Annotated in this window: 11 protein-coding genes and 2 pseudogenes; 9 read left to right on the top strand and 4 right to left on the bottom strand. The window is 46.3% G+C overall.

The features are described 5' to 3' along the window. Nucleotides 1-22 precede the first annotated feature (22 nt). Nucleotides 23-1,528 carry a glycerol kinase GlpK gene (glpK, locus tag CBW46_RS03620; RefSeq protein WP_089198697.1) on the bottom strand — a complete coding sequence of 502 codons (1,506 nt, stop codon included), beginning with the start codon at nucleotides 1,526-1,528 and terminating at the stop codon, nucleotides 23-25. Between the two features lie 38 nt (nucleotides 1,529-1,566). Next, a complete protein-coding gene (locus CBW46_RS03615; RefSeq protein ID WP_089198696.1) occupies nucleotides 1,567-2,277 on the bottom strand; it encodes an MIP/aquaporin family protein in 711 nt (236 codons plus the stop codon). Between the two features lie 991 nt (nucleotides 2,278-3,268). Between CBW46_RS03615 and CBW46_RS03610 the strand changes: the two genes are divergently transcribed. From CBW46_RS03610 to CBW46_RS21160, 3 genes are all read left to right on the top strand, one after another. Then, complete coding sequence (locus CBW46_RS03610) at nucleotides 3,269-3,502, top strand: hypothetical protein (RefSeq protein ID WP_089198695.1); 234 nt, start codon at nucleotides 3,269-3,271, stop codon at nucleotides 3,500-3,502. 1,089 nt (nucleotides 3,503-4,591) lie between these two features. Continuing rightward, complete coding sequence (locus CBW46_RS22230; RefSeq protein WP_424446058.1) at nucleotides 4,592-4,735, top strand: recombinase family protein; 144 nt, start codon at nucleotides 4,592-4,594, stop codon at nucleotides 4,733-4,735. 70 nt (nucleotides 4,736-4,805) lie between these two features. After that, the gene (locus CBW46_RS21160; RefSeq protein WP_165842185.1) at nucleotides 4,806-4,970 is read left to right on the top strand and encodes a hypothetical protein; all 165 of its coding nucleotides are present in this window, start codon (nucleotides 4,806-4,808) and stop codon (nucleotides 4,968-4,970) included. 369 nt (nucleotides 4,971-5,339) lie between these two features. Here the strand turns inward: CBW46_RS21160 and CBW46_RS03600 are convergent, their stop codons facing one another. Beyond that, the gene (locus CBW46_RS03600) at nucleotides 5,340-5,915 is read right to left on the bottom strand and encodes a hypothetical protein (protein WP_089198693.1); all 576 of its coding nucleotides are present in this window, start codon (nucleotides 5,913-5,915) and stop codon (nucleotides 5,340-5,342) included. A 1,872-nt stretch (nucleotides 5,916-7,787) separates the two neighbouring features. On the opposite strand from CBW46_RS03600, the gene CBW46_RS03585 reads away from it, so the two are divergent. The 3 genes and pseudogenes from CBW46_RS03585 (at nucleotide 7,788) to CBW46_RS03575 (ending at nucleotide 10,054) form a co-directional block, all read left to right on the top strand. Further along, entirely contained in the window at nucleotides 7,788-8,402 is a 615-nt protein-coding gene (locus CBW46_RS03585; RefSeq protein ID WP_089198691.1) for a hypothetical protein, read from the top strand. A 4-nt stretch (nucleotides 8,403-8,406) separates the two neighbouring features. Continuing rightward, nucleotides 8,407-8,902: pseudogene (locus tag CBW46_RS03580) on the top strand (response regulator transcription factor); the annotation flags it as partial. A 411-nt stretch (nucleotides 8,903-9,313) separates the two neighbouring features. Then, nucleotides 9,314-10,054 carry a hypothetical protein gene (locus CBW46_RS03575; protein WP_089198690.1) on the top strand — a complete coding sequence of 247 codons (741 nt, stop codon included), beginning with the start codon at nucleotides 9,314-9,316 and terminating at the stop codon, nucleotides 10,052-10,054. A 218-nt stretch (nucleotides 10,055-10,272) separates the two neighbouring features. Here CBW46_RS03575 and CBW46_RS03570 read toward each other — a convergent pair whose 3' ends face one another. Continuing rightward, complete coding sequence (locus CBW46_RS03570; protein WP_089198689.1) at nucleotides 10,273-10,833, bottom strand: histidine phosphatase family protein; 561 nt, start codon at nucleotides 10,831-10,833, stop codon at nucleotides 10,273-10,275. Between the two features lie 244 nt (nucleotides 10,834-11,077). Here CBW46_RS03570 and CBW46_RS03565 point away from each other — a divergent pair, with 244 nt between their 5' ends. The 3 genes and pseudogenes from CBW46_RS03565 (at nucleotide 11,078) to CBW46_RS03560 (ending at nucleotide 11,956) form a co-directional block, all read left to right on the top strand. Then, complete coding sequence (locus CBW46_RS03565) at nucleotides 11,078-11,377, top strand: hypothetical protein (protein WP_089198688.1); 300 nt, start codon at nucleotides 11,078-11,080, stop codon at nucleotides 11,375-11,377. Next, nucleotides 11,326-11,535, top strand: a pseudogene (locus CBW46_RS21610) (hypothetical protein); the annotation flags it as partial. The gene CBW46_RS03565 and the pseudogene CBW46_RS21610, both read left to right, overlap by 52 nt. 13 nt (nucleotides 11,536-11,548) lie before the next feature. Then, nucleotides 11,549-11,956 carry a GNAT family N-acetyltransferase gene (locus tag CBW46_RS03560; protein ID WP_089198687.1) on the top strand — a complete coding sequence of 136 codons (408 nt, stop codon included), beginning with the start codon at nucleotides 11,549-11,551 and terminating at the stop codon, nucleotides 11,954-11,956. Nucleotides 11,957-12,051: the final 95 nt, after the last annotated feature.

Here is a 12,051-nt window from a genome sequence, read left to right as displayed (position 1 = left end):
TGCCAGCTTCGTATTCGTCATCTCACGCTTTGTGCGGTTTGAATGCTCTGGCGGCTTCAACCGCCTGCTTCCAACCGGCATACATACGGCGACGCTGCTGCTCCTGCATGTTTACTTCGAATCTCTTGTCTATTTGCCATTTCGCGGCGATTTGATCCTTGCTTTCCCAGAATCCTACGGCGAGCCCAGCGAGGTAGGCTGCGCCTAATGCTGTGGTTTCATGGATAATCGGGCGTTCCACCGGCACGCCCAGAATATCACTTTGGAATTGCATCAGAAAATTGTTCGTCGATGCTCCTCCGTCCACCCGGAGCCGCTTGAGTTCGATACCGGAATCTGCTTCCATAGCCGATAACACATCTTTAGTCTGGTACGCGATTGCTTCCAATGTGGCTCTAATAAAATGCTCTTTTTCCGTGCCGCGGGTTAAGCCGAAAATCGCACCGCGCACCTCACTATCCCAATAAGGAGTGCCCAGACCGACAAAAGCAGGAACCATGTACACGCCTTCCGTGGATTCGACTCGCTGTGCATAGTCTTCACTGTCAGGCGCACCTCGGAACATACGCAGTGCGTCTCGGAGCCACTGAATCGCGGAGCCGCCGACAAAAATACTACCTTCGAGTGCATAATGCACTTTGCCGTCAATCCCCCACGCTAGAGTAGTGAGTAATCCGTGTTTCGATTTTACGGCTGTTTCGCCAGTGTTCATCAGCATGAAACAGCCAGTGCCATACGTATTTTTCGCCATTCCACTGTCGTAGCACGCTTGACCAAACAATGCTGCCTGCTGATCACCTGCCGCCCCTGCTATGGGCACAGTTTCCCCGAAGAAATGATAGCTAACTGTGTTGGCATACACTTCGGAAGATGGGCGAACCTGCGGCAGCATACTTCTCGGTACGCCCAGCATTTTTAAGAGCTCGTCGTCCCATTTCTGCTCATGAATATTGTACATCAAGGTACGTGACGCATTGGAATAGTCGGTGATGTGAGCCTCTCCACCGGAAAGGCGCCAGATTAACCAAGTGTCAACGGTGCCGAAGAGCAGGTCGCCGCGTTCTGCCTTTTCACGTGCTCCTTCGACATGATCAAGAATCCATTTTACTTTTGTGCCAGCAAAGTAGGGGTCGATCAGCAGACCTGTTTTATCGCGCACCATATCAGCATAGCCCTGCGATTCAAGTTCGTCGCAAATATCGGCTGTTTGCCGTGATTGCCAAACAATCGCATGATACACTGCGTCGCCGGTGTGTTTGTCCCATACAATCGTCGTCTCTCGCTGATTGGCAACTCCAATTGCTGCAATTTCTTTTGGACTAATGTTAGCGGTAGAGAGCGCATGCGCTATAACTGCAAGCATGGAACCCCAAATTTCGTGGGCGTTGTGCTCGACCCAACCGGGTTTTGGAAAATATTGCGGAAACTCTCGCTTCGAAGAGGTGATAACTTCGCCCTGTCGATCGTACACAATAGCGCGCGAACTCGTGGTGCCCTGATCCAGTGCCATCACGTATTTTTTCTCCATATAACCGCTCCTTATCAACACTTCATGCTCTCACTGAACTAAGAAAGAAAAGCGAGTTTGTACAAGAATCCCCCCAGCACCCCGCCTATGAGCGGACCTACGATCGGCACCCATGCATAACCCCAATTGGAGTCGCCTTTGCCTGCGATAGGCAGCACAGCATGCGCCAAACGCGGGCCGAAATCGCGTACCGGATTGATTGCGTAGCCGGTGGTACCGCCCAGAGACACGCCAATGCTAACCACTAGCAATCCGACAAGCAGTGGGTTGAGGCCTTCTGCCAGTGTGTTCGCTCCAATCGCCATAACCCCAAATACGAGGACAAATGTGGCAATGATTTCGTTAATCAGGTTGGCCAATGTGTGCGGAATCGCCGGGGCGGTTGAAAAAACCGAAAGCTTGTCCGCAGGGCTCTCTGTCACTTCCCAGTGGGGAAGATAATGAGCCCATACGACTACCGCCCCGAGAAAACCACCAATCAGCTGGGCCACCATGTAGGCGGGGACATCGGCCCAGGGGAATTGTCCCGCCACCGCAAGTCCCAGCGTGACAGCCGGATTTAGGTGCGCTCCACTGACGTTTCCGACGGCATATACCGCCATCGCGACCGCCAAACCCCAGCCGACAGTGATCACAATCCATCCGGAATGATGTGCTTTCGACCTCTTCAAGACCACGCCGGCTACCACACCACCACCTAATATGATCAAGAGCATTGTTCCAGTTACTTCTCCAAAAAATGGTGACATTCCTTGAGCTCCTGTCTTCGCATGTACCGTGGCAAATACAATGGCCACGAAGCGGGCACAGAGAATAATATTCAATGTTCTAAATCATCAGTTGGGAACATCCTATGTTGCGCGGATGGAATAACGCAATCTAAGCGATTAATCCCAGCGCTTTTCTGCGGAATAGCCAGTCAGCAGTCCGGCCAACAGAATCATTCCACCGTATCCGACAGCTGGGTACAAATATCGCACCATGGTAGAAAAAACCAAGTGGCTTACGGCAAAAGCGGCAACAGCTACGATTAGCGGTGGTATGGATTTTTACTAACTGGTCTGTCCGGGAGACGAATCCGATCAAGTTGCGTACTGCTGTCATAAATATTTCGGTCGCGCCCCCAACGGACCCAGCCACCGCGACGGCCATCACTCAGCTATAAGAAACATAGTTCAGCCTTGCGATCAACCAGTTCGCGGCGGCTCTCCCCGCATCGACAACAACGCCAAGCAACTTTGCCGTCGGCAAAACGCATGATTTCAAGATGGGAATCCGCGTTCAGTGTTCACCCGAGCAGCAGCACAGTATATCCGCAAAGGAAAACATCGGTTTTCAACAGGCACCCCTACAATCCCTGAATTCCGCATGCCGCGAAACATTGCCACACCTTTGACCGGAAGCGAATCCGGCTCCCACGACCGTCCCCATGCATGTGGTAGCCCGTAACAATATTGATTTCATCAATTTGGACTGTTCCACGCACGCACCTCCATCGTCGCATCTGCCACAGCACAATGGTACCGGGGCGGCGAGCCGTTTCGTGGCGATCGCCTTGCGAGTCTACTTGTTTATTATACTGCCCAGCTGACAGCAATATCCGCCAGTTATAACCTTAACGGTTTGAGACATGAGCGGCGTACACTGGTGCCTAAATCTATCCATTGCGGGGCAACATATGTTTTAGGACTGCGCGCGCAAAAGCCGTGCTTGCCTATCTGAAAAAAAGGAGTGAGTTGAATGGCTGAAAATAGCGAACGCAACCGGAATGAAGCTGGTGGTGAGATAAGTGAGGCTGCAGGAACCGTGGGAGGTGGTGTAGCGGGCGCGGCCGTGGGCTCTGTTTTAGGGCCGCTTGGCACCGTCGCAGGTGGCCTTGCTGGCGGTGCGTTGGGTAACCAGGCGGGTGAAGAGGCCGCCGACGGTAGCACGAAAGCTACTGGTGGTAACGGCGGCTCCAATAACGGGAGCTAGTAGAATAAATTCCCGTGGCAAGTGAGGGAAGGCAGGGCGCGGGACCCCCACGCCCGAGCTTACTTATTCAAGTCGAACCGTTACAAAGACACTAGCGCGAGACCTTGCCACTCTCGGTGATTACCGCGAATGATTTGTGTCCGATAAGTAATCATTCTCGGGTTCGTTCACAGTACCGCTAAAGACGCTCAGGGGTGATCAAGTCGGGGATCATCTGAACTTGTGCTAGCGCGCAGACCTTTATACCCTTACGAGCGAGTTAAGAATTAGGGCAATCCTCTGAGGAACAGTATCTAGAGGAAAACTTTATGTCCGAGGATACTCCAGTTATTAGTCCATTCCACAGGTGAACAAAGCAGTTCCTCTTTTCACTCGTAAGTTAATGACGGAATTTAGCAATTGCCTCTGCTAACTCTACTAATTCATTTCCGTTAACCTCTTTTACCGCGTTGTACCAACTTTCATTTACACTATGAGGGGACATCGCTCCCGCAATTGCAGACCCCATCGAAGCAACGGAATCGGTATCACCGCCTAAGTTGCAGCGAGCAATGTCGTTGTTTCCGCTGATTGTGAAATAACGGCAAAGTCTAAATCTAGTCTTCCAGTACGAAAAAAATAAGGTAAACCAGTCTATTAAATTTACTTCTTCGGATGGAAACTCTACTTTGGAGCTTCCATTTTGAATTTAAGAATGGGGGGTATCTGAAGCTTTACGAGAACCCGAAAAGTCATGAACAAAGAAAATATTCTACTGTTTTTTGTCTATCAACTCGTCTAAAATTCTAAGTATATTAACGATCTATGATTTACCTGTAATAGACTAAAATGTGGGTGAGCTATGGCTAAAATTGGTTGTGCTCGTGTGTCCGACGGCTGAACGGTCAATGGATCTTCAAATCGCCGCGGGCTGTGAGCGCGTATAAAATGATCGGCCTGAGTTACGACAATGTCTGGATTATTTGCGCCCGGGAGCTACACTGGTCATCTGGAAGTTAGATCGCTAGGTCGTACCACAAAACAATTAATTGAACTTTCCTATGATCTAAGGGAAAGAGAGAGATCGTTGCAAGATCATCACGCTTGGGCGTGGATACGAGTACTCCGGCTAGCAAGCTGTTTTTTGCCATTATGGCTGGTTTAGCTGAGATGGAAGCAGAGACCATACGGGAAAGAACGAAAGCAGGGCTAGAGTCGCTCGAGCTAAGTTGTTACAAAGTGTTAGACCACTAGGCCCTCCTGATCCTGAACAACATCACTAGTCCTATGATTACTGTTATTTACAAGGATGTCATCCCGGTGTATGGCAAGGATTTACTATCGCCGTTCGGAAGAGGGTGCCGAGATACTTGGATACGTAGATAAGACCAAGAATCGCGTACTCGAGTTTTGGACGGTGGATGTAAGGTACATACCATTCGTTTCGATTTGGCTATATGGCGGAATGGCTTGCTTGGCTGATGGCTAGCAACTGAACGACACGCAGCCGCGAAGGTTCCTGTTTGAGTGGTGAATTGTTTTTTTTCTCAAAGACGCATACGAAAACTCTTGTGGTTTGTGTAGTGATACAAGAAATTCACCGCACAATCTGTGCCGGGATTTTTAGCGGCATCGCGAGCGCACTCGTTGGGATTTCCTGATCGGAGCACGTTGCTCTAACGCCAGGCACACGTGCGTCTTTGATACACCGGTGTCGTGCGGATGTATACTTGCTAGCGCTCGATCGGGGCGCGTTTCATTTAATGAGGGCACCCTACCCCGGCGCGTCTAACAAAACCGCCGACTCGGGGGTAGGGCAGGAGCATTTTTTACAGCACATAACCGCGTGCTAGAAATCTTAGTTCGCCTTAACCTTGTGTTTTTCCAACGCCTTCTGAATATCGGCATCTGTAGCAACGGCCTCGCGGCCTTCTGCATCCCGAACGAGCGTGTAATAATCGCCGTACTTTTTCAAAAAGAGAACGTATTTGCTACCCTTTTTCAGATCATCCGGATATTTATCCAGCGTGAGTTTCTTTTTACCTTCAGCTGTATTGATAACCGCCGTTTCTTCTCTTACTTTGATGGTATCGCCTGGATGCACTGAAGTATCGCCCTTGTATACCGTCTGTACTTCAAAGTCAGCTAGGGTGTAGAACGATTCCAGCGCTTGTGGCTTGCCCGTAGTGTCGCCAGGATCGCGGGGAAAATATTTCACTACGCTCTCACGATCTTGCAAATCCTGCGAAGGAGAGCCGACCACGACCAAATCCGCAAACTCGCCTATTTTGTCCATGTCCACCGTGTACGCATAGTGAGCTTCCACATGAACTTCCGGCAGCGACGAATCTTTCGTAAAATACTGATTTGCCGCGACAATGCCAGTGACAGCCAATGCGCCGGTTAGTGTAAATAATGCTATTTTTTTTAACATTTGCTTTTCTCCTCCGCTGTCGATGCCTTACCATCTACTCACAATACTGTTTATGTCGTAACTAGTTGGTCCGATGCTCTGCTGGCCTTGCTTCATAACAGACGAGGCAGGGTTATCCGCGGGATGGGCCAGAGATAGGGCATGACCAATCTCATGCGTTGCGTTTGATACTTCGTTCGGGGTACGTCATACCAGTGGCATCCATTTAATGTTATGGTAAATCGGGTAAATCGTGGCTAACCCAAGTGACGGTCCCAGGTGGGTTATCGCAGTGGCCGACATAAAACTCGTTAGCGTCTGGGTGAGTTCGTTGCCGTGTAGTAAACCTCACATTGCTGGAGGTGGGATTCCAATTTGCTCTAGCATCATCAAAGTGAGGGGCATAGTCATAACTACCCTTTTCATAATCCTCCTGAAGTCTACCATCCTATCAAGCGGTAAAATTCAACAGGATTGGTATGTTGTTAGAATGCTTTCATTGACGTTGCTGACGCTCTATTTGTTTCAATGCACTATTTTTCTAGTCGCAGGCCTTTTATTGCAAATGACTTGCAACAAGTCTAGAGGTCCTGGGAAGCGCCCTAAATCCCCAGCGACCCCGGGAGAATCGTTTGGGTTCCATTGGGATTCTTAAGGGGACTCGCAGGAAGCAAAAGATTCTCGGGTAATGGCTTAACCATCGTGTATTTATGGGATCAATAAATTGTTGTGGGCGCAGGTGCAATAGAGGAAACAGCTAAATAGTAAATGCAGCTTCCGTCGTCAGCGACACTCAATGTTCCTTGCGGATGCTGTTTGCGCCCATCATAGAAAAAGCGATATATAACACCACCGCGCTAATGGGTAGTGTGTATAGTGCGATTCTAACACCATAGCTTCGGATACGAGCGCGAAAAAAAACGCCAAACATATCGCACTTACCACACTTGTCGCGACCCCGTAACGTATGCCCAGCACGAGTGGGTGATTCCAGCTGTTCGACATAACTACTACCCCCTCCCAAGTATGTAAATTCTTGCACATAACCATTAAAGCGCATTTTAGGTTTTAGTCCGCATACTTTGAAAGCATATTCTCTTCAATTTAACATGCTGCTCCGTGAGATCGGTAACCTCGAGATAGAAGTTCCATTTTCCAATTATTCATTAAAGTACATACGCGGGTAGCATGTGTTGCTTTAAAAAGGGCCTAAATTAATCTAAGCGCAAAGAAAATGCTTTATTTTCATAAAACAAATGCCGCCCATCATCACCATACCAGCTCATAGTAAGGCCGCTGCTCACAAAATGGCTACAATTCGAATTTTTCCTGATTCAGGCAGCTGTTGAAATGAATAACCATCGAGCTGTACGTTCTTTAGCAATTGCTGGTTGGCGTGCAAATATGGAGTTAAACTTTCGGTTCTACTAACGAATTTCCATCCTTCTTTATCGCAAACGAATTCCGAAATGGCTTACAGGACCTTTCAGTCAATCGGGGAGAGCTGACGGAGTCGGCTTGAACTAGGTTTTTCCATGTCGAACTATGTGATTGCCCACATGAACGGAGGAAGTTTAAGCCGGCTTCCATCTTGTCGCCTCAAGGAGTTGGTTTGCTTCACAAACCCGCTTCATTCATTGGTGGAGGGGCTTATTGGGATGGGGTGGCAGATCGCCGGTGATAAAACTCGCATAATGGCGCTACAGAAAATACGTACTCCAATATGATGATTCTCCCACCGGAATTGACAAATCTTCGTATGCAGAGGTCTACCAAAAGATTTGAGGGCATGTATGCTACTCTTATTTATCGATAAGGTCGAATATTACCAGCACCCTTATTCCTTATTATGGTAAAATAGTTCTGAAATTAGCCTGGATGGGAGGGGTACATTTGCCTTGGCCTATGGTACATTTTGAAATTGCAAGGCGTTTGTATGGTGATCCAAGCCCGGAATTTTTGTTAGGCAGCTTGGCGCCCGATTCGATTCATGTAAGAACGAACGACCGTGCAGAGAAAAATAAGTCTCATCTCATGCAACCAAACGGTGATTTTGCAACCAACAATGACCTGAAGGCATTTCTGACTATCCAAAGGAAATACGATGCATTATATTTGGATTTCATTCACGGATATGTTGCTCATATCTACGCCGACCGCGCATGGACCTATACGGTATATCGCGAGTTTGAAAAGCAATCTACTGACAAGAATGTCTACAATATCGATGTGAGCAAGATCGAGTTTTTGCTGTCGCGATCCACGGTATGGTTTGAAGAAGTCATTCAGAAGTTGCACAGAGCCACGTGCTATGATGTGGGTGGCCTGACAAGACAAGAGATCTTAACATATAAAGACGAGAAAATTGATTATTTGTCGAATCCGCTCAATGAGCCGATGAGTATACCAGGAATTATCACTCTCGATATGGTTGAAAGATTTATTGATGATGTGGCATATGAATTGAAATTGATGTTTGAAAATGTCTCATTAGAAGCTACAGAATGAGTGCGGAACCGCAGCATTACAATGTATTGAACAGACGAGACTGGATTTGTCGATAATGGACGTTCTGTTGCTCGATACAGGTGGGATTAAGCTGTGCAGTAAAATTCGGGAAAAGTATTTCTATCCCATTATTATGCTTACAGCGAAAATTGAGAATACCGATAAAATAACAGGTCTTACCATCGGTGCGGACGACTATATCACCAACCCTTCAATCCAATGGAGGTTATGGCCAGAGTCAAAACGCAGCTTTGCAGATATATGAGCTATAACGGACAGAATCAAATCCACGCAGAGAAAAAAGAGACCGTAGAAATACGATGTGAGAGGGCTTGTCATCAATAAAGCAACGCATAGATGCACCTTATACGGCGAAGAGCTGACCCTGACCCCGATCGAGTTTTCGATTCTGTGGTATTTGTGAGCGCCAAGGGAATGTGGTTTCCTCGGAAGAACTTGTCGAAGCGGTATGGGGAGTAAAAGTACTTAGAAACACTTCTTTTGGCGGTGCGGCTGACGTAGAAGCTCGTTTCGTGTGCGCGGCGAACCCACCGGTGGTTCAGACCCGGACTCGAAGGTAGGGTGGATTCAAGTAAATACGAAGCTGTCTCAACACGAGCGGCTTGGCTTCGTTTCATAAAATGACCTACTGCTTCAGAAAACCGCCTAGCGTATTTTCGGCATATTCGAGCTCACGCCGATTTTTGCAACAATATCGGTGGCCACTGCGTTTATGCTAATGAAACAAATATCACATGGAGGTGAACATGAAAAAAATCATTCTACGGTTCTGTAATACTTTTGATCATGCTGCTAATTAGTTCATATGGCAAGGCTGACTCCAATGTGCGTGTGGAACTTAGTTTGAAATGAAACAGGAGCAACTTACATAGTCCAGGAGGGATGAGCAATTGTTTAAAAAACTGCTTTTAACCGTTTCCACTTGCTTATGTCTATCATCATTCCCAGCGGCGTATGCCGCCGACTCGGTTTCACAAATTCACGGCCAATCCAATGCCCAAAAACACCCGTCATTCTACGATTTTTCAGATGGTTATCAAGGCTGGTTCGTTGATTTTGCTGACCTGCCGGTCGATTACTTAAATAATGATTACCGCTTACAACATAAAACTGATGTCATTCCACTGAGTGCCAAAAAAGCAAGCCATGGTTTGTTCGTTTCTGGTATGAACCGCAGTGATGATTTATTTATGTTTATCACCAAAAAGTTAGATCGTTCGCAGGGCATTTCACCGAACACCAAGTATCAAGTGACGCTTGAATTTGATATCGCGACAAACGCCGCGGAAGGTCTGATCGGTATCGGCGGATCGCCCGGGGAAAGTGTTTTTGTCAAAGCAGGAATTAGTAATCGTCAACCGATGACAACAATAGCCGACTCTTATTATCACTTGAACTTAGACAAAGGTAACCAGGCAACTGGCGGGAAAGACATGCAGGTGCTTGGGACGCTTGAAAAATTAAACACGGAGGACGATTCTTACGAGTTGAAACACTTCACACAAACCTTTGAGGCGGAAAGCAATGAGAAGGGCGAATTGTATGTGATTATCGGAACGGATTCGGGTTACGAGGGTTTGACAAGCATTTATTATACAAATATCAGTTTAAAGGTGAAAAAAAGCAAGTAAAAGCAATGCAAGGGATCTGCGCTCGCAAATCCCTTGTTTTGGTATTCGAAAAACAATTTCACATAGCGATATACTGCAAGTGCTCAGCATTGACACTTCCCACTTCGTTAGATTCCCCCGGTTTACTTTCAAATCTGGTTGTGCTTGTGTAAAGAGGATTGTGGGAAGTCCACGGCTGTATTCGTTATGCAAGATAAAGCCCCTGATTGTTAATAAATTTAATCCATGCTCCAAATTCTATGTACTGCTTTCAATTCTGTTTTATCAAAAGTAAGTTTATAAATATCAGGCATACTGAGTTCTTTCCAAAAATCAAAGCCATAATGATTATCAAAGTAATTCATAATAAGAACCATTATATTGCCGTGTGTTCCTATTACAACGTTTTTACCTTCATATCGCTCTAAGACTTTTAAAGTAGACTCGACTCCCCGTTTCTGAGCAACTACATTGGATTCTCCGCCTTCCCAACAAAATGAAGGCTCTGTCCAGACTTTAGTGATAGCTAACTGAAAATCTTTAACAGGGCTGGAAGACAATTGTCTCTCTTTGAAAGCATCCTCAATAATAACCTCTTTTTCAATACCATTTGCTACACCTTCTACTGTTTGAACTGCTCGCAGATACGGACTTGAGATGACATAATCTATACCTTCTTTGATAAGCAGTTGATTAATATTTTCTACGTCAGACAAACCTTTTTCAGATAAGGGTCTTGTAAGCTCTTCTGGAGTATATTTAGAATGAGCGTGTCTCACAAAGTACAGATTTGTTAACAAAATTGTCCACTCCTTAAACGTTATTCTTATTCCACAATCCTGCTGCCTTAGCGGAATAAGCTATTGCAATATAATGATTTATAACTATTTATACCGCTCAACCTTGAACCATGCAGGGCAAATCCGACGTAAAGCACCCCTAAAGATGTTTATGTCTATACTGGAAATAATTGTTACCGCTACACCGTAACTAAATCGTTCGTTTGGCCGTCCTCATTACTAAGGACAGTCGGGGGGCTGATGTATGAATGAAAAAATGTTGTTGATTATTTTTGTTTTTACATTATGGTTAGGTGCATGCGGTAAGCCACTTAATGGTAATCCTAACGCGAGAGTTGACGATGAAGAGCGTCGGCACTTACCACCCGAACAATCGCAAAAACACCAATTTATTATGTCATTAAAGGAAAAAATGCTAAGGGGCAATCCAAAACGGTTTATGTATCTTCCAATTCAACATTTGACGTTTTCGAAATTCAAAATAAGTAACCCGGCGTTGCTACGAAGTATCTCCAGCATTATTTGGCCTGGTTTCGTTACTTAGACAGTAAAGCATATGAGAATACAACGTCAAATAAGAAGAGTATGCTTGTCACTTCGTGCCTTTTTCACTGTGAATGCGACGAACAACAAACTCCGAAGGACATCATCACGAAAAAGAAAAATCTTGAATTCATTGTGTTATCTCGAATTTGGCGATAGAAAGGAGAAGATTATGAATATCAGAAAATTAAGGTTTGATGAGGATTACCCGATGAATCTTTTGCTGTTAGCTGACCCTTCTCGAAAGCTTGTTGAGGATTACATAAAAAGAGGAGAATGTTTCGTATCAGACATTGAAAATCAAATAGTTGGAGTTTATGTACTTTTGCCTACCAGACCTGGAACAGTTGAACTGGTTAACATTGCGGTAACAGAGGGCATGCATGGCAAAGGAGTTGGGAAGCAATTAGTCTCGCATGCAGTTGAAACAGCCAGGTCGAGAGGTTACAAGACCATAGAAACTGGCACAGGCAACTCAGGCATAGGGCAATTAGCCCTTTACCAAAAATGTGGCTTTAGAATTGTTGGGGTCTGTCCAGAATTTTGTGTAAACCCTCTTGAAGCACAGATTCTAACGTAAATGATGCCCGATTCGGTCAGGGAAGAAGACGGAGAGCTGGAGCAGGATTTGTCCCCAGTTCTGCACGCGACCAGTCCATTTACGTGTCACGTCCA

Source organism: Paenibacillus xerothermodurans, assembly GCF_002220865.2.
Taxonomy (GTDB): Bacteria; Bacillota; Bacilli; order Paenibacillales; family NBRC-103111; genus Paenibacillus_S; species Paenibacillus_S xerothermodurans.
Note: the sequence above shows the minus strand (reverse complement) of the source record. Positions and strands in the feature narration are given on the sequence as shown.

Bases quoted from the DNA above. Each gene is read 5' to 3' on its own strand.
- glpK (WP_089198697.1), bottom strand. From the start codon at position 1,528: ATGGAGAAAAAATACGTGATGGCACTGGATCAGGGCACCACGAGTTCG.
- CBW46_RS03615 (WP_089198696.1), bottom strand. From the start codon at position 2,277: ATGTCACCATTTTTTGGAGAAGTAACTGGAACAATGCTCTTGATCATA.
- CBW46_RS03610 (WP_089198695.1), top strand. From the start codon at position 3,269: ATGGCTGAAAATAGCGAACGCAACCGGAATGAAGCTGGTGGTGAGATA.
- CBW46_RS21160 (WP_165842185.1), top strand. From the start codon at position 4,806: ATGGCAAGGATTTACTATCGCCGTTCGGAAGAGGGTGCCGAGATACTT.
- CBW46_RS03600 (WP_089198693.1), bottom strand. From the start codon at position 5,915: ATGTTAAAAAAAATAGCATTATTTACACTAACCGGCGCATTGGCTGTC.
- CBW46_RS03565 (WP_089198688.1), top strand. From the start codon at position 11,078: ATGAATGAAAAAATGTTGTTGATTATTTTTGTTTTTACATTATGGTTA.
- CBW46_RS03560 (WP_089198687.1), top strand. From the start codon at position 11,549: ATGAATATCAGAAAATTAAGGTTTGATGAGGATTACCCGATGAATCTT.